General features: G+C 68.6%; 15 protein-coding genes. 3 read left to right on the forward strand and 12 right to left on the reverse strand.

Going from position 1 to position 15,607, the window contains the following annotated elements:
- Positions 1–3 precede the first annotated feature (3 nt).
- Together FGL91_RS03515 and FGL91_RS03520 are read left to right on the forward strand one after the other, a co-directional pair.
- Entirely contained in the window at positions 4–1,020 is a 1,017-nt protein-coding gene (locus FGL91_RS03515; RefSeq protein ID WP_153243100.1) for an SIS domain-containing protein, read from the forward strand.
- Positions 1,017–1,925, forward strand: a complete 909-nt coding sequence (locus FGL91_RS03520) for an N-acetylglucosamine kinase (protein WP_227991836.1) — start codon at positions 1,017–1,019, stop codon at positions 1,923–1,925. Before FGL91_RS03515 ends, FGL91_RS03520 begins: the two co-directional genes overlap by 4 nt.
- 206 nt (positions 1,926–2,131) lie before the next feature.
- On the opposite strand, the gene FGL91_RS03525 is transcribed toward FGL91_RS03520, so the two are convergent.
- The 12 genes from FGL91_RS03525 to FGL91_RS03580 all read right to left on the reverse strand — a co-directional run bounded on the left by FGL91_RS03525 (position 2,132) and on the right by FGL91_RS03580 (position 14,429).
- Positions 2,132–2,500: a hypothetical protein gene (locus FGL91_RS03525; protein ID WP_153243101.1), complete on the reverse strand. Its 369-nt coding sequence runs from the start codon at positions 2,498–2,500 to the stop codon at positions 2,132–2,134.
- A gap of 57 nt (positions 2,501–2,557) precedes the next feature.
- A complete protein-coding gene (locus FGL91_RS03530) occupies positions 2,558–3,322 on the reverse strand; it encodes a GntR family transcriptional regulator (protein WP_153243102.1) in 765 nt (254 codons plus the stop codon).
- 100 nt (positions 3,323–3,422) lie between these two features.
- A complete protein-coding gene (locus FGL91_RS03535; protein ID WP_153243103.1) occupies positions 3,423–4,520 on the reverse strand; it encodes a Gfo/Idh/MocA family protein in 1,098 nt (365 codons plus the stop codon).
- The gene (locus FGL91_RS03540; RefSeq protein WP_153243104.1) at positions 4,517–5,275 is read right to left on the reverse strand and encodes a sugar phosphate isomerase/epimerase family protein; all 759 of its coding nucleotides are present in this window, start codon (positions 5,273–5,275) and stop codon (positions 4,517–4,519) included. The genes FGL91_RS03535 and FGL91_RS03540 overlap by 4 nt, the downstream gene beginning before the upstream one ends.
- A gap of 1 nt (position 5,276) precedes the next feature.
- Positions 5,277–6,260, reverse strand: a complete 984-nt coding sequence (locus FGL91_RS03545) for an NAD-dependent epimerase/dehydratase family protein (RefSeq protein WP_227991838.1) — start codon at positions 6,258–6,260, stop codon at positions 5,277–5,279.
- On the reverse strand, positions 6,257–7,021 hold the full coding sequence (locus tag FGL91_RS03550) for a sugar phosphate isomerase/epimerase family protein (RefSeq protein WP_153243105.1): 765 nt from the start codon (positions 7,019–7,021) through the stop codon (positions 6,257–6,259). Before FGL91_RS03550 ends, FGL91_RS03545 begins: the two co-directional genes overlap by 4 nt.
- Positions 7,018–7,665, reverse strand: a complete 648-nt coding sequence (locus tag FGL91_RS03555; protein WP_153243106.1) for a ThuA domain-containing protein — start codon at positions 7,663–7,665, stop codon at positions 7,018–7,020. The genes FGL91_RS03550 and FGL91_RS03555 overlap by 4 nt, the downstream gene beginning before the upstream one ends.
- A gap of 115 nt (positions 7,666–7,780) precedes the next feature.
- Positions 7,781–9,424: an ABC transporter substrate-binding protein gene (locus FGL91_RS03560; RefSeq protein WP_194239301.1), complete on the reverse strand. Its 1,644-nt coding sequence runs from the start codon at positions 9,422–9,424 to the stop codon at positions 7,781–7,783.
- A 79-nt stretch (positions 9,425–9,503) separates the two neighbouring features.
- Positions 9,504–10,463 carry an ABC transporter ATP-binding protein gene (locus FGL91_RS03565; protein WP_153243108.1) on the reverse strand — a complete coding sequence of 320 codons (960 nt, stop codon included), beginning with the start codon at positions 10,461–10,463 and terminating at the stop codon, positions 9,504–9,506.
- The gene (locus FGL91_RS03570) at positions 10,460–12,343 is read right to left on the reverse strand and encodes a dipeptide/oligopeptide/nickel ABC transporter permease/ATP-binding protein (RefSeq protein ID WP_153243109.1); all 1,884 of its coding nucleotides are present in this window, start codon (positions 12,341–12,343) and stop codon (positions 10,460–10,462) included. The genes FGL91_RS03565 and FGL91_RS03570 overlap by 4 nt, the downstream gene beginning before the upstream one ends.
- Positions 12,340–13,323, reverse strand: a complete 984-nt coding sequence (locus tag FGL91_RS03575) for an ABC transporter permease (RefSeq protein ID WP_153243110.1) — start codon at positions 13,321–13,323, stop codon at positions 12,340–12,342. The genes FGL91_RS03570 and FGL91_RS03575 overlap by 4 nt, the downstream gene beginning before the upstream one ends.
- A gap of 35 nt (positions 13,324–13,358) precedes the next feature.
- Positions 13,359–14,429: a Gfo/Idh/MocA family protein gene (locus FGL91_RS03580; RefSeq protein ID WP_153243111.1), complete on the reverse strand. Its 1,071-nt coding sequence runs from the start codon at positions 14,427–14,429 to the stop codon at positions 13,359–13,361.
- A 180-nt stretch (positions 14,430–14,609) separates the two neighbouring features.
- Between FGL91_RS03580 and FGL91_RS03585 the strand changes: the two genes are divergently transcribed.
- Positions 14,610–15,563, forward strand: coding sequence for a zinc-binding dehydrogenase (locus tag FGL91_RS03585; RefSeq protein WP_153243112.1), 954 nt, complete (start codon positions 14,610–14,612; stop codon positions 15,561–15,563).
- Positions 15,564–15,607 lie beyond the last annotated feature (44 nt).

Genomic DNA, 15,607 nt, shown 5'->3' on the forward strand with positions numbered 1-15,607 from the left:
GACATGGACGGATACATCAGCTACGCCGAGGCGACCGCAGCCCAGGCCGACGCCCTCGCGACCGCGATCCCACACATCGAGCGGCAGGTCGACGAGCTGGCCGCCCACGGCGCGCTGGGCGAGGTCGGACCACTCTTCCTCGGCATCGGCGCGAGCCTCGCCGCTGCCGCTCCCGCCGTCTGGCACCTGCGCAAGCGCGGCATCACCGCGTGGCGACTGGATGCCGGCGACACCCCGCTGCCGCTGGCCACCGGAGAGCACCCCGTCATCGCGGTCTCGCAGAGCGGACGCAGCAGCGAGACCATCGCGGCGCTGAACACGATCCCGACCGCGCTCCGGTACGGCGTGGTGAACACCGTACCGTCGCCGCTTTCCGACCTCGCGACGAGCCTGGTCGGGTTGGGGTCGATCCCCGACAGTTACGCCTCGACCATCGGGTACACCGCCACCGTCGTCGCGCTCGGCATGCTGTCGGAGGCCTGGGCCGGCGGCGCCGTCGACCCGGCCTGGCACGACTTCGCCGCACTCTTCCGCAAGACTGAGGCCATGCTCGCCCCACAGATCGACCGCGCTGCGGCTCTGATCGCCTCCGCGCCGAGCCTCGACTTCGTCGGCGGGGGCGCGTCGACCGGATCAGCCGAGGCCGGAGCACTGTTGTTCCGCGAGGTCGCGCGCATTCCCGCCAGCGCGATGGGCACGCGCCAGTACTTGCACGGCTCGATGGAGTCGGCGGGCGAGGGCGCGCACATCTTGTTCGGTGAAGAACGCGAGCACGAGGTCGCCCGCACGCTCAGCGGTGCGGGGCACCGCGTCATCCTCGTCACGACCGACGACGTCGACGGCGCCAAGAACCTCGAGACGATCCGCCTGCCGCACAGCTCGTCGAATGCGCGCGCCCTGCTCGAGGCGCTGTTCCTGCAGGGACTCGTCGCCGCCGTCGCGCAGTCGCGAGGCGTGGAGATCGAGGAGTTCGTGTTCCACAACGGCGACACGAAGGTGGATGTCGGGGCCGCACAGTGACGGCAGCCGACGACACGACGGCTCTCATCGTCGGCATGGACGTGGGCGGCACCAAGGCCGCGGTCCGCGCGACCGATGTGACCGGACGCGTCGTCACCGACGTCGTGGTGAGCTCGGCGGAGTGGGACGCAGAGCCGGCGGATGCTGCTGCCGCCTGGTTGGTCGACGTGCTCGCACGGGCACTGCCCTCAGGGGCGTCTGTCCGCGCGCTCGCGATCGGCGCACAGGGCCTCGACAGGTCTGAGGTCGCGCACGACCTGGAGCACGCGCTGCGTACGCACGGCTTCACCCGCGTGCAGTGCGTCAACGACGCAGCCCTCCTCGTGCCGGCAGCCGGCCTCACGGAAGGCATCGGGCTGATCGCGGGCACCGGCGCCATCGGCGTCGGTGCGGATGCCGCGGGAGCACCGCTCGTGACGGGCGGCTGGGGCTGGGTCATCGGTGACGAGGCGGGGGCCGCAGGACTGGTCCGCGAGGCCACGAGGGCCGCGCTCCTCGCGTATGACGATGGCGCGCCCGACGACGGACTCCTCGGCGCACTGCTCGCCGACTTCGACGTCGCCGACGCCGAGCGCCTCGCGCGCATCGTCAACGACGAGCCGACCATGGCCAACTGGGGCCCGCACGCCCCCGCGGTGTTCCGCGCCGCCGACGCCGGGTCGACCCTCGCCGTCGGAGTGATCGACGACGGCGCCTCACACCTCGTGCGCCTGGTCGATCAACTGCGTCGCCGCGGTGCCGCAGGCCGCACCGTCGTGGCGGCCGGCGGCGTGATCACCGCTCAGCCCCGGCTGGCCGCATCGGTGCGCGCACTGCTCGTGGCACGGCATCCGGAGCTGGACTTCGTGATCCTCGGCGACCAGCCCGTCGCCGGCGCCTGGTTCCTCGCGAACCGCCTGGGCTGACCCGGGTTTTGCGTTTCTCCTCGATGATCCAGAGCTGATGGTCGCCCCCCCGGTCACGACCCATGATTCGCCCATCCACCGCACCGCATACGGCGTCGGGCAGCCAGGGGAGCGGCTCGTCCGCGCCGCGCGCGTGATCGATCCGCATCCGAGAGGACAACCGCTCCGACGCACGGAGCGCCTGCCCCAGCTTGATGTCACGTCGGTCATCCTCCGCACCCCCGGGACTCGAACACGACGTGCGTGACGGCATCACGGCGATCCAACGCCCAGAGGATCCGTTCCATGCAGATCCGCCTCGTCCGTTCCGGGCGGCTCCCTGCCGCAGGGCACACGACGCCCCCATGCAGCGCAGGCCTAGCGCTCATCGTCGCGACCGTATCGTCCTTCAAGGAGCCGATGTCGTCGTACCGATGCAGTTGGAAGCGCCCCGAGGCTTCATCGCCCCCAGCGATGTCACGCAGATCGTCGAGCTGCGCCGCCTCGGAACCGAGCGGCAGTGTAGCCGCCATCAGGTAGGGACCATCGCTTCCCGTACCCGGCGGCTCCGACTTGTCGGTGAACGCGAACTGCACCGGCCCAGGCCCTTCGCGCCGACGAACGCTCCGATCGCGCATACGGAAGAGCGACTATCAGTGGGTCGGTCCCGCCCCACGCGTGAAGACCGTGCGAAGGCGGTAGCGTTCGCCCACGTAGCGGATGGTCGACAGTGAGACCACGCGGCCGTCGGAGCCGTGCGCGACCTGACGCATCACGAGCAGGGGGCTGCCCTGCGCCACATGGAGCGCCTCGGCCGCCTGCGCATCGGCCTCGCGGGCCTCGACGGTACTGTCGGCGCGCTCGGGTCCGGAGCCGGACTCATCGAGCAGGTCGTACAGCGAGTCGACAGCGAAGTCGGTCTTCGAAACGTCGGGCAGCAGCGCCGCAGGCACGACCGAGGCGTCGAGCGCGATCGGCACACCGTCGAGAAGACGGATGCGGTCGAGGCGGAAGATCGGAGTGCCCGGTGCGACGCCGATGGCCTCGGCCTCGTCGAGGCTCGCGTGGCCGGTCTCGGCGCGCAGCACGACCGACGTGGCCTCCAGGCCCATCCGGCGTGCGGTCTCGCTGAACGACTCCAGGCTGTTCGGCCACTCCTTGGCGACAGGCGCCGAGGCGACGTACCACCCGCGCCCGTGCGAGGAACTCAGCACTCCTTCTTCGACGAGCTGCAGCAGCGCCTTGCGCAGCGTCACCCGGCTGATGCCGAGCTGCGTGCACAGCTCTCGCTCCGGAGGGAGCCGCATGCCCTCGGCGAGGCGACCGGATGAGATCTCGACCTTGATGAGATTGACGGCCTGGATCCACAGGGGCTCCGGATAGTCCGCACGAATCGGCGATTCACTGATGCTCGTCATTCCTGCCCCCTCGGAAGTGGTTTTCCACTCTGAACCGTACACGGCGCGAGAGCACCATACCAGTAACGACCATTCTAAGTCCGAAGCGTTACCTTCCGGGTCAAGACGCGCTCGTACCCCACTCGGGATCGAGCGCGGGGACCGGATCGAACGTGCTCTCCACCCGCACCGGAACGTCCGCATCGATCGACTCCTCGATCGCGATCATCGCATCGAGCACGTGGTAGGCCAGGGCGCCGCTCGCCCGCGGCTCGCGGTCGGCACGGATCGCCTCGGCCATCTCCACGACCCCGATGCCGCGTTCCCGCTCGACGCCCGGAGGGACGAGCTCCGTCTGCTCCGGTTGCGGCCGACCGGCCGGAACCAGGAGGTTGGGCCCGTCGAACCCGCTCACGGGAACCGTGAGCGTTCCCCCGGAGCCCGTGACCTCGAACAGCTGCCGGCGCACCGGCGAATCGAAGCTGTAGATCGAGGTGCCGACGACCCCGGAGCGGAACCGCGTGAGCACGCTCACGTGCGTCCACACCTCGACGGGGATACGGGCGCCCGCTCGTTCTCCGTAAGGCACGGTGCGCACATCGAACGCCCGATGCCCGAGCGCCTGCACCGTCTCGATCGGCCCGAACAGTAGCGCGAGCGTGGTCAGGTAGTACGGACCGATGTCGAACAGCGGCCCCGCTCCCCGGGCGAACAAGAAGTCGGGCCGCGGATGCCATGTATCGGGCCCCGGCCCCTGCATGAGGGTGAGCACGGTTTGCGGCGTGCCGATGCGGCCATCTGCGATCAGTCGCTGAGAATGCTGGATGCCGCGCCCGAGCACCGTGTCGGGAGCATTGCCCACGCGCAGTCCGGCCGCCACTGCCGCATCGAGCACCGCACGCGCCGACGCCCGGTCGAGCGTGAGTGGCTTCTCGCCCCACACGTGTTTCCCCGCCGTGAGCGCCTGCAGCGCGACCTGCGCGTGCACCGCGGGGACGGTCAGATTCACGATGAGCTCGAGTGCGGGGAGGGCCAAGAGTTCTTCGGTACTGCCCGCGAACGGCACACCGAATCGGGCGGCCTGTGCGGCCGCACGCTCGTGGTCGAGGTCTGAGATGCCGATGACCTCGACGCTCGACGCGGCCTGCAGCGTCGCGAGGTACTCGTCGGAGATGTTGCCGGCGCCGATGATACCGACGCGCACCGGGGCGCCGCTCACGAGAGCGCCTCCGCGAAGAACTGCGTATTGCGCTCGATGGCCGGCCAGGAGTCGCCGTCCACGACGACCTCCACGACGACGAGCGCACCGATGTCGCGGGCGAGCGCGGTGACCTCCGGCATCCGGCCGACGACCGGCACGCCGAGAGTGGGCGGATCATCCGCTTCCGGCTTCTCGTCGTTCACGTGCACCGCGGTGATGCGGGAGGACAACCTCGGCAGCAGCTCGAACACGTCGGCACCTCCGACGCTCGCCCAGTAGGTGTCGAGCTGGAGCACGACCCGCTCGTCGAGCAGGTCGACGAGCACCTCCCAGGCGGACGTGCCGTCGATGCGCGCAGAGAACTCGAACTCGTGGTTGTGATAGCCCACACGCATGCCCGCGTCGGCTGCTCTCCCGGTCGCCGCATTGAGCCGCTCCGCGAGGGAGGCCACACCCGCGCGGTCCTGGAAGAGCGCGGGCTCCGCCCACGGCACGATGAGCGTCTCGACGCCGACCGTGCGCGCAGCCGACATCGCATCGTCGAGCGGGGCGTCGAGGAGCTTGACGTGCGCGGTCGGCGCGACGAGTCCGGCGGAGGTCAGCTCGTGGGCGAGCTGCGCGGGGTCACTGAGGATGTCGTACGGCTCCACCCGCGCAAGTCCGAGCCCCGCGAGGCGTTCGAGGGTCTGCGCGCGATGCTCACCGAGTTCAGCGCGCAGGCTGTAGAGCTGGATCGAGAGCGCGTCGGTGGCGCGCTGGTGCGTGTCTGTCATGTCATCCGTTCCGAATCAGGCGATCGAAGGCGTCGGAGAGATCGTCGTCGAACACGCGGCGCGACGCGTCCTCCTCGTGCCACGCGACGATGCGGCGAGCGCCTTCGGAGAAAGTCACAGTCGGGTGGAATCCGGGCACCAGTCGGCGCAGCTTCGCGGTGTCGAACAGGATCGAGTGGCGGAAGTCCTCCTGCAGCACCTCACCCCAACCGGGGATCTCGCGCCCGATCGACTCGCTCGAGCGGTGGACGAGCAGGGGCTCCCGCACGCCCGCCGCCTGCGCGAGAGTGGTGTGGATCTGGTCCCACGTGAGGATGTCGCCGCTGACGAGGTTCACGCTCTCCCCCACGGCGTGTGCGTTCCCGAGCAGCGGCACGAGTGCACGGGCGACATCGCTGGAGTGGGTCAGCGTCCACAGCGAGGTGCCGTCACCGTGAACGACCGAAGCCTCGCCCCGACGCATCCGCTCGATCGCGGTCCACGTGACGGGGAAGACTATCGTCGTCTCGTCATAGGTGTGCATCGGGCGCACGATCGTCAGCGGCAGCCCGCGTTCGCGGTACGCCTCCTCGAGCACGAGCTCGGCCGCCAGCTTCTGCCGCGCGTAGCCGAAGACCGGATGCCGGCGCGGACTGGACTCGGTGATCGGCAGCTGCGGCACGGGGCGCCCGAACACCGAGCACGTGCTGACGAACACGTACTGTCTTGTCCGTCCGGCGAAGCGCGCGATGTCGGACTCGACGTCCTCCGGGGTGAAGCCCACCCAGTTCACGACCGCGTCGTATTCCTCGGCACCGAGCGCGGCGTCGAGCGATGCCGCGTCACGCACGTCGGCGCGGATCGCCCGCACGTCGGACGGCAGGGCGCGGCGGTGTTCTCCCCGCGTCACGACCGTGAGGTCGATGCCCCGCTCCACGGCCTCACGCGCGACCGCCGAGCCGATCATGCCGGCGCCGCCGAGGAAGAGCACCCGCAGCGCGCTCACCGCGATCCCTCCGTCACGCCGTGTGCCGTCAGGTAGCGGTACGACTCGTCGAGAGCATCGAAGGGATCGACGTCGAGCCGTTCCAGCTCGACGATGTGCCACTCGAGGGTCGACGGCTCGCGCAGCGCGCCCAGCACGTCGACCGTTCCCTGACCGATGGGCACCAGTGTGTCTTGCCCGTAGGTGAGAGCTGGGCCGTCCTTCACGTGCACGTACCGCAGGCGCGGTCCGATGGAACGAACGACGTCCGCCGGCGTGGCGCCGCCCACCGCAGCCCAGTACAGGTCGAGTTCGACTCGCGCCTGTGGGTGCAGCCGCGCCAGCAGCAGCTCGTAGGCGGTCCGGCCGTCGATCACGTTCCGGAACTCCGCGTGGTGGTTGTGGTACGCGACGGTCATGCCGTAGTCGGCGGCCGCTTCGACGCCCCCGTTCACGCGCTCGAGTCCGCGCTCGATCGCGTCGAGGTCGTCGAACTCCTCGGCCTCCATGCTCCAGGCGAGGTTCGGGGCGCCCAGCTCCGCATATTCGTCGAGGATGCGGGCGGCGTCCGGGCCGTGCGGGAAGGGGGCGTGCGAGCTGACCACGCGCAGCCCGGTGCGCTGCAGCATCCGATTCACGTCGGTCGCGGCGCGACCGTGCAGACCATAGGTCTCCACCCCGGTGTAGCCGAGGGCGGCGATTCGCTCCAGCACGCCCTCGAAGTCGTCGTCGAGCAGGGCGTCGACGGTGTAGAGCATGACCGCAGCGCCGGGCAGGCTCATGCGCGGCCCGCCCAACGGATGGCCTGCGCGAGGATCCTACGAAACGACGGCTCGCCCCAGGCGCGCATGTCATGGCCGAGGGCGAGGTAGACCACGCGCCCTTCACCGACCTCGCGTACGTAGAGCACCGGGATGCGCACGCCGTCCTCGCGCGTGCGCTCGGCGAGCACAGTGTGGTCGTCGTCGGCGAACGCGAACTCGTAATACTCGTCGAACAGCTCGAAGTCGTCGACCCCGTCGGTGACCGGATGCGCGGCGACGACGTCGATGCGATGACAACCCTCGTGATACCCGGGTCCGTGCGAGAGGTAGTGGTTGCCGAGCAGGTCACGGTAGGCGCGATCAGCCCCTTCCGGGTCACCCATCACGTTCGACATGTGCAGCGCCACCACGCCCTTGCCTGCGGCGACAGCCGCGGCGAGCGCCGCCTGCTGGTCACCACCGAATGCCGCGCCCGAGTCATAGAGCACGTACACGTCGGCATCCGCCGTCTCGGGCCGAGGGTTCACGAACCGCTGCATGCCGACGGCTGGCGATGTCACGAACCCGGCGGCCGAGCCGATGCGCGTGAGCACGTCGGCGGCTCCGAGCAGGTCGTGGTGAGTGTCGTCGCCGCCGACGACGACGAGGGCGCGGGTGGACATGGGTCGGGTCTCCTCCGGAGGGTGATGCGGGGGCGGTGCGGGGTTGGCGGGGGCGCCTCCGTGGAGACGCCCCCTGATGTGTGCGGACGGCCTGCGCGCACGCCGTCCGTCGTCGTCACTTCGGCTGCAGCTCCAGCGCGACGACCGGGTTGACGAAGGCGCCCCAGTACGGGTCCGCCTCCTGCGGCCAGCCCGTGGCCTTCTTCTCGCTCCACCCGGCGTACGCCTGGTAGTAGGAGAGGACGACCCACGGCGTCTCCTCGATGAACTGCTCCTGCAGACCGGTGACGGCGGCGGTGCGCTGCTCGTCGTCGGTCGCGGCGAAGTAGTCCGTGAAGTACTGCGCGATCTCGGGGTCTTCGGTCCGCTGAATGTTCTGGTACGTCGGGATGGCCTCGCCGATCGGCAGCGAGTAGGCGGGGTTCATCCACGAGTCGTACAGGTTCACTGCGAGCAGCTGAGTCGCGATGGGGTACCCGATCGTCGCCTGGAACTCACCCTTGCTGGTGATGCCGTTGATCGCCTCGACCGCGACGCCGTTGACGTCGACCTTGAATCCGGCCTCCTTGAGGTTGGACTGGATGATCTGCGCCGCCGCGACCTGCTCGGTGAACGCCTGCGGGATCGTGATCTCGAAAGCGAGCTGCTCGCCACCTCGCTCGTAGTAGCCGTCGGAGCCCATCGTGAAGCCGAGGCCCTCGAGGATCTTCTTGGCGCCGTCGACGTCGTACTCGTACACCTCGTCTTCGAGACCGGGGGCGATGGAGTCCTCGAACACCGGGAGCGGCAGGCCGCCCTTCCACGTCGCCGCCGGACGGTTGGCGACGTCGGCCACCTGCTGGCGGTCGATCGCCAGGCTCGCGGCCTCGCGGATCTCTTTCTCGTTGAACGGGAAGTTCTGGTTGTTCGTGATGAGGCCGTCTGCGCCCACGACCGACCACAGGATGTGGAAGTCGTCGCTCTTGGAGAGGAATGTCTCCTCGACGTTGGCCATGTAGCAGCTGCACCAGTCGACGTCGCCCTGCACCATGGCCTGCGAGACCGCGGTGTTGTCCTTGTACGGGACGAAACGCAGACCGTCGATCGCGGGCTTGCCCTTCTGCCAGTAGTCCGGGTTCTTCACGAGCGTGTAGCTCTCGGGCGTGAACGTGCCGAGCATGAACGCGCCCGTGCCGACCGGCTTCTCGTCGGCGTAGCCCGCGACGTCGTCGATCTCACCGTAGACGTGCTCCGGCACGATGCTGAGGTAGATGATCTTGTCGAAGAAGTTCGCCGACGACTTCTCGAACGTGAGCACGACCGAGTGCTCGTCGGGAGCGGTGATCGTGTCGAACTGGATGCCGGTGAGATTCAGCTCCGGGTGCTCCTTGATGAGCTCGTAGCTGTAGACGACGTCTTCGCTGGTGAAGTCCTCGCCATCGGTCCAGGTGACGCCGTCGCGCAGTTGCAGGCTGAGCTCAGTGCCCTGATCGTTCCACTCCCACTCGGTGGCCAGCCACGGCTTGAAGTCGCCGGCTTTGGTGGTGTTCACCTGCACGAGGGGCTCGTAGATCATGCCCTCGGAGCCGAGCTGGTAGGCGGTGGTGGGCAGGTACGGGTTGAACACCTGCTGCACGGCGGCCGAGGAGCGGCCGACCGTCAGGATGGTCTCCCCTCCCTCACCTCCACCTCCGCTAGGGGCGCAAGCGGCGAGGCCGGTGATCAGTGCTGCGACGGCCAGCGTGGCGATGGCCGCTCGTTTCGACGTGCGCGTGGGCATGCCGACTTCCTTTCGTTGAGACTGCGAGTCATAGGACTGCGAAGACACTGCGGGGTCATGCGGAACTGCGGTGGCGCGGCTAGGCGACGCCCGTGCCCTCCTTCCCTGCGATGCGGCTGTCGGTGAGCAGGCGGGCGACGCTCTCGTCGCCCTCCCACTCGCGCGCCCAGTGGACGCCGCCGACGCCGCTCTCTCCGGTCGGATCCGCATCGCCCACCGGCACTTCGGGGTGGCGGAGGCGTCGGTCGACATCGACCTCGAACGGATCGGAGCGCGGATCGGGGGCCGCGCGCACCAGGAGCTGCGTGTAGGGGTGGATGGGGGCCGCGATCACCTCGTCGCTCGGGCCGCGCTCGACCACACGGCCGTTGCGCATCACCACGATCTGGCTCGAGAAGTGCCGCGCGGTCGCGAGGTCGTGCGTGATGTAGAGCACCGCGAGGTTGCGGTCGAGCTTGAGACGGTCGAGCAGTTCGAGGATCTCCATGCGGATCGACACGTCGAGCATCGACACAGGCTCATCGGCGATCAGAACCTCGGGGCGTGGTGCGAGCGCCCGGGCGATCGCGACGCGCTGGCGCTGGCCTCCGGAGAGCTCGTGCGGAAACTTGTCGAGGTACTCCGCCGACAGGTTGACCGAGTCGAGCAGACGCTCCAGCTCCGCCTGCTCCTCCTTCGGCCCGCGCACGATGCGGTGCACCCGGAGCGGTCGACGCAAGTGGTGCCGCACCGTACGCAGCGGGTTGAGCGACGCGAAAGGGTCCTGGAACACCATCTGCACCCGCGAACGATAGGCGCGCACGCCCTGCTGCCCCTGCGGGACCACGTCGTCGTCGAGCCGCAGCTCGCCGCCGGTGGGGTCGGTGATGCGCAGGATCATCTTCGCCATGGTCGACTTGCCGCTGCCGGACTCTCCGACCAGGGCGACGGTCTCGCCCGGCCGCACCGTGAGTGAGACGCCATCGACCGCGCGCAGCGTGTCGCCGCGTCGACCGAGGTGGTAGTCCTTGGTGAGGTTGACCGCGTGCAGGGTGGTCATCGTGCTCCCACTTCCTCGGAGGCGTGCTCGCCGTCCTCCGCGATGTAGCGGCCGCCGCCCGCGATCGGCGCGTTGCCGCGCAGACTCGGGAAGGACTTCAGCAAGTGGCGGGTGTAGTCGTTCTCTGCATGCTCGAGCAGCGCGGCGGGGGTGTTCTCCTCCACCAGGCGTCCCTTGCGCATGACGCCGACGCGGTCGCTGATCTCGAGCAGGAGCCCGAGGTCGTGCGTGATGAACAGCACCGCGAAGCCGAAGTCGTGCCGCAGGCGCGCGATCTCCTCGATGATGCTGCGCTGCACGATCACGTCGAGAGCGGTGGTGGGCTCATCCATGATGATCACGCGCGGCTTGAGCGACAGCGCCATGGCGATCATGACGCGCTGACGCATGCCGCCGCTGAGCTGGTGCGGGTAGCTGGCGAGGCGGATCGGGTCGATGCCGACTGTGCGCAGCAGCTCGCCCGCGCGGCGACGACGTTCCTCTTTGCTCAGGCGCAGATCGTGATCGATGAACACGTCCTCGATCTGGTCGCCGATCGAGATCACCGGGTTCAGGGCGTTCATGGCCGACTGCAGCACCATCGCGATCTCCGACCAGCGAAACGCCTTCAAGTCGCGATCGTCGAGGGCGAGCACGTCGAGGTGCTCCCCGTCGCGCCCCGTGTAGACGATCTCGCCGTTCGTGATCACAGCGGGCGGACGCAGGAGCCGTGTCACGGCGTACGCGAGCGTGGTCTTGCCTGACCCCGACTCGCCCGCAAGACCGACGATCTCGCCGCGGTGGAGCGTGAGGCTGACGTCGTCGACCGCGCGGAAGGCACCATCGTGCGTCTGGTACTCGACCGTGAGGTTCGAGATCTGCAGCACGGTCTCGCCCGCGACGAAGTCGCCGGTGTCGTCGAGGTCGCGGCGCGGACGACGCAGGTTCAGCAGTGGCTGGCGCGGACGCTTGAACTGCGTCTTGGTGCCGGCCTTGGTGCCCAGCCCCGCGGCGCGCAGTCGAGGGTTGACGAACTCGTCGATGCCGAAGTTGACCAGGGCCAGTGCAGTGCCGACCACGGCGATCGCGAGCCCCGGCGGGACGAACCACCACCAGGCGCCGTAAAGCAGCGCCGAGCTGTTCTGCGCCCAGTAGAGGATGCCTCCCCACGACCACTCGGTCACGTCGGTCATGCCGAGGAACGCGAGTCCGGCCTGGGTGAGGATGCCGCCGGTCACGGTCGCGAGGAACGACGAGGCGACGATCGCGAGCATGTTGGGGAGGATCTCGCTCCAGATGATGCGGAAGGTGCGGTCGCCGGCGACGCGCGCTGCTTCGACGAAGTCGCGGTTGCGCAGCGACAGGGTCTGGGCCCGCAGCACCCTCGCGCCCCACGCCCATCCGGTGATCGCGATCACGATGATGATGCCGACCGATCCGGTGCTGGGCAGGTAGCCGGCGAGGATCACGACGAGCGGGAGGCCAGGGATCACGAGAAAGATGTTGGAGAGCACCGAGAGGAGCTCGTCGCCGAGCCCGCCCACGTAGCCGGCGGTGAGGCCGACGATCAGGGACAGCCCAGTCGCGAAGAACGCCGAGACCACGCCGACGAACATCGAGATCCTGGTGCCGTAGACCATCTGGGCGAACAGGTCCTGCCCGGTGTGGGTGGTGCCGAGCCAGTGCTCGGGCGAGGGCGGGAGGAGCACGTCGGTGCTCACCGCGCTGGGGTCGGTCGTGAGGAGCATGGGCCCGAAGATCGCGACCAGCACGAAGAACAGGAACACGGTTCCGCCGACGATGATCTTCGTCGAGCGCAGGCCGCGCAGCCAGTCGAGGTTGCGGCCCTTCTTCGGCGTCGGCGTCGGAGCGGCGATGGTGGCGGTGAGCGGGGTTGTCATCGGCGGGCCTCCTGTCGGGTGCGCGGGTCGAGGAGCACGTAGGCGAAGTCCGCCACGAGGTTGGCCACGAGCACGGTGATGGTGATCACGAGGAAGATGCCCTGCATGAGCGGGTAGTCCTGCTGCTGCACGGCCTGGAAGAGCGTGTAGCCGAGCCCCGGGTAGTTGAAGACGACCTCGGTGACGATCGAACCGCCGACCAGGAAGCCGAGCGACATCGCGAAGCTGGCGAGTGAGGGAAGCACGGCGTTGCGCCCCGCGTACGTGCGCATGACGCGACCGGTCTTGAGGCCCTTGGCCTGCGCGAGCAGCACGTAGTCCTCGCTGAGGGTGGTGACCATCATGTTGCGCATGCCGAGCAGCCATCCACCGATCGACGACACGATGATCGTGATCGCCGGGAGCATGCCGTAGGAGATCACGCTGCCGATGAACTCGAGGTTCCATCCGGGGATGAGTCCCGGCTGATAGCCGCCGGAGAGGGGGAACCAGTGCAGCGTCACGGCGAAGATGTAGACCATGATCAGGCCGAACCAGAAGTAGGGGATCGACGAGATGAAGGTGGTCGCCGGCACGAGGCCATCGAGCCAGGACCCGCGCCGCCAGCCGACGAGCATGCCGAGACCGACGCCGATCACGAAGCTGAGCACGGTGCAGATGCCGATGAGTGACAGCGTCCACGGCAGTCCCTGCAGGATCATGGTCGACACCTGCGCAGGGTAGGCGCTGATCGACACCCCCAAGTTGCCGGTGAAGATGTTGCCCCAGTACTCCCAGTACTGGGTCCACAGGTTGTCGTCGCCCTGACCGAACAGCTGGCGAAGCGCGTACACCGCGTCGGGGCTGAGCTGTCCCTGAAATCGGGTCAGCATGCGTTCGATCGGGTCTCCCGGCATCATCCGGGGCAGGAAGAAGTTGATCGTGATCGCCGCGAACGCGGTGATCAGATAGAACAGTCCTCGCCGCAGGAGCACTCTCATGCCACGGCCTCTCTCATCTCATCCATCTCTCTCAGTCAGTACGTCGACACGATCTCGGTCGCCGGTGCCCACAGCCCCTCGTCGAGTCCGCGCTGCAGCGCGTTGTCGAACACATCAAGGGGAAGGCGTACCAGCCCGCGGCGCACGCTCGACTCATAGGCCGCGAAGACGATCTCTGCGGCGGCGAGGCCGTGGCGGGCGGCGAGCACCGGCGCTGCGCCGGTCTCGGCGGAGTGCACGAGGTCGGCGAGGGCAAGGGCTGTCTGCTCGATGACGGCAGGGTCGACCCCGCCGAGCTCGATCCTGAACTCCTCGCCGACGCTCTCGAGGATCTCGACCGGGAGCTCCCCGTCGGCGTGGATGACGGCGCGTCCGCCGAACACGTCGACCCTGCCGCTGGCGCCCTGGATCACGATCCCGTTGTGGCCGAGCGGATGCAGCGGCTCGTCGCGTCCTGTCGTGATGACCGCGTCGATCCCCGAGTCGAAGCGCACCGTGGCGACTCCGGCAGTCTCGGTGGGCGCCCCGTAGACCCGCTTGCGCGCGGCGACGTCGATCTGCGCCAAGACGGAGGTCGCGGTCGGGTCGCCCAGGTGCAGGCGCAGCAGGTCGATCGTGTGCGATCCCCAGTCGAATAGGTTGGCGCAGTAGCCCTGGGCGCCGAGGAGCTCACCGATCGCTCCGCCGGCGACGCGCTCGCGTACGGCGCGATGCATACGATCGAAGCGGCGCTGATGGTTGATGGTCAGCGTGGCTCCGTGGGCGGCCGCGGTCTCGACCAACCGGCGCGCTTCGCCGTAGGTGAGGGCCATGGGCTTCTCGCAGTGGATCGCGGTCACCCCGTGTGCGAGGGCGAGGGCGACGATGACAGGGTGAGCGGCTGCGGGAGCGCACACACTCAGTAGATCGACGCGCTGCTCGGCGAACAGGCGCTCGACGTCGGTGTAGGCCTGCGCGTCGTGGCGTGCGGCAAGCGCGGTCGCAGCCACCTGGTCGACGTCGCTGATCGCGACGATGCGCAGGTTCGGGATATGGGAGAGGCCGAAAGCGTGCACGGCACCCTGCGAACCCGCGCCGATCACGGCTGCGGTGCGGACCGCCGTCATCGCGGCCCTGCTCGATGGGTGAATTGGTACACTATGGCCTCTCCTTTGAGCACTTGCAGTAGTCCACAAAAATACCACTGAGGGCCAAGCTAATACGCTTCTATGATGAGCACAACCACTTGCTATCCATTTGAGACAAGCGAGCGGCCATCGCAACGACGCCAGCCGGAGGAGAAATCCATGCTCATCAGCCAGGTCATCGGCCCCCGCCGCTCCGAGATCGTGAGTGCGCCCGATCCGATCCCGACGCCCTCACAGGTCGTGATCGACGTGCTCGCCTGCGGTGTGTGCACATCGGACCGCACGCCGTGGAGAGAGCATGGAACCCCCGATGCTCCCGTGCGGCTCGGGCACGAGACGGTCGGGCGCATCAGCGCGGTCGGCGATCCGCACGGGCGCTGGAGCGTCGGCGAGGTCGTCACCGGCCTCGGCGGAGACGGCTTCGCAACGAAGGTCACCCTCGACGCCGACTCGATCCTGCGCGTCCCCGCCGGCTTCGCGGCGGAGCATGTGATCGGCGAGCCCCTCGCCGACCTCGAAGAGGCCCTCTCGCGCACCAGCATCCGCCCTGGCGACCGCGTCGCGGTCGTGGGCCTCGGATTCATGGGTCTCGGGCTCGTGCAGCTCGCCGCGGCCCGCCTTCCCGGGCTTCTGGTGGCCGTCGATCCGAACCCCGCAGCGCGCGCACGGGCGCTCGCACTCGGTGCCCACGAGGCCCACCACCCCGACGAACTCCCCGCAGCGTTCACTTCGGCGACGGGCGACCGCGAACAGCGGATGGACGTGGTCATCGAGGCCGCGGGTGCCACCTCAGCACTGGCGACATCGTCATCGCTCGTACGCCCGTACGGCACCGTCTGCATCGTCGGGTACCACCACACCGGAGACGCCCCGATGGACATGGAGCTCTGGTACAAGGGGGCGACGATCGTGAACGGCTTCTCCCCGTCACGCCCGCGCACGTTGCGCGCGATGGCCGACGGCCTCGCGATGATCGCCGACGGCCGCTTCAGCTATCGGCCGCTCATCACCCACACGTTCGCTCTGGAAGACGTCGACCAGGCCTACGAGCTGATGGAGACCAGGCCGTCGGACTTCGTCAAGGGCGTGGTCGTGTTCTCCGAGCAGGACTGAGAGCCAACGACGTGTCACCGTTTGATCACGAGATTCAATACCAG

The sequence above is a fragment of the Microbacterium sp. CBA3102 genome, assembly GCF_007954505.1.
Taxonomy (GTDB): Bacteria; Actinomycetota; Actinomycetes; order Actinomycetales; family Microbacteriaceae; genus Microbacterium; species Microbacterium aurugineum.

Excerpts from the sequence above, each read along its gene's own strand:
- FGL91_RS03515 (WP_153243100.1), top strand. The coding sequence starts at position 4 with ATGGACGGATACATCAGCTACGCCGAGGCGACCGCAGCCCAGGCCGAC.
- FGL91_RS03530 (WP_153243102.1), bottom strand. The coding sequence starts at position 3,322 with ATGACGAGCATCAGTGAATCGCCGATTCGTGCGGACTATCCGGAGCCC.
- FGL91_RS03540 (WP_153243104.1), bottom strand. The coding sequence starts at position 5,275 with ATGACAGACACGCACCAGCGCGCCACCGACGCGCTCTCGATCCAGCTC.
- FGL91_RS03550 (WP_153243105.1), bottom strand. The coding sequence starts at position 7,021 with ATGAGCCTGCCCGGCGCTGCGGTCATGCTCTACACCGTCGACGCCCTG.
- FGL91_RS03555 (WP_153243106.1), bottom strand. The coding sequence starts at position 7,665 with ATGTCCACCCGCGCCCTCGTCGTCGTCGGCGGCGACGACACTCACCAC.
- FGL91_RS03560 (WP_194239301.1), bottom strand. The coding sequence starts at position 9,424 with ATGCCCACGCGCACGTCGAAACGAGCGGCCATCGCCACGCTGGCCGTC.
- FGL91_RS03565 (WP_153243108.1), bottom strand. The coding sequence starts at position 10,463 with ATGACCACCCTGCACGCGGTCAACCTCACCAAGGACTACCACCTCGGT.
- FGL91_RS03570 (WP_153243109.1), bottom strand. The coding sequence starts at position 12,343 with ATGACAACCCCGCTCACCGCCACCATCGCCGCTCCGACGCCGACGCCG.
- FGL91_RS03575 (WP_153243110.1), bottom strand. The coding sequence starts at position 13,323 with ATGAGAGTGCTCCTGCGGCGAGGACTGTTCTATCTGATCACCGCGTTC.
- FGL91_RS03580 (WP_153243111.1), bottom strand. The coding sequence starts at position 14,429 with ATGACGGCGGTCCGCACCGCAGCCGTGATCGGCGCGGGTTCGCAGGGT.
- FGL91_RS03585 (WP_153243112.1), top strand. The coding sequence starts at position 14,610 with ATGCTCATCAGCCAGGTCATCGGCCCCCGCCGCTCCGAGATCGTGAGT.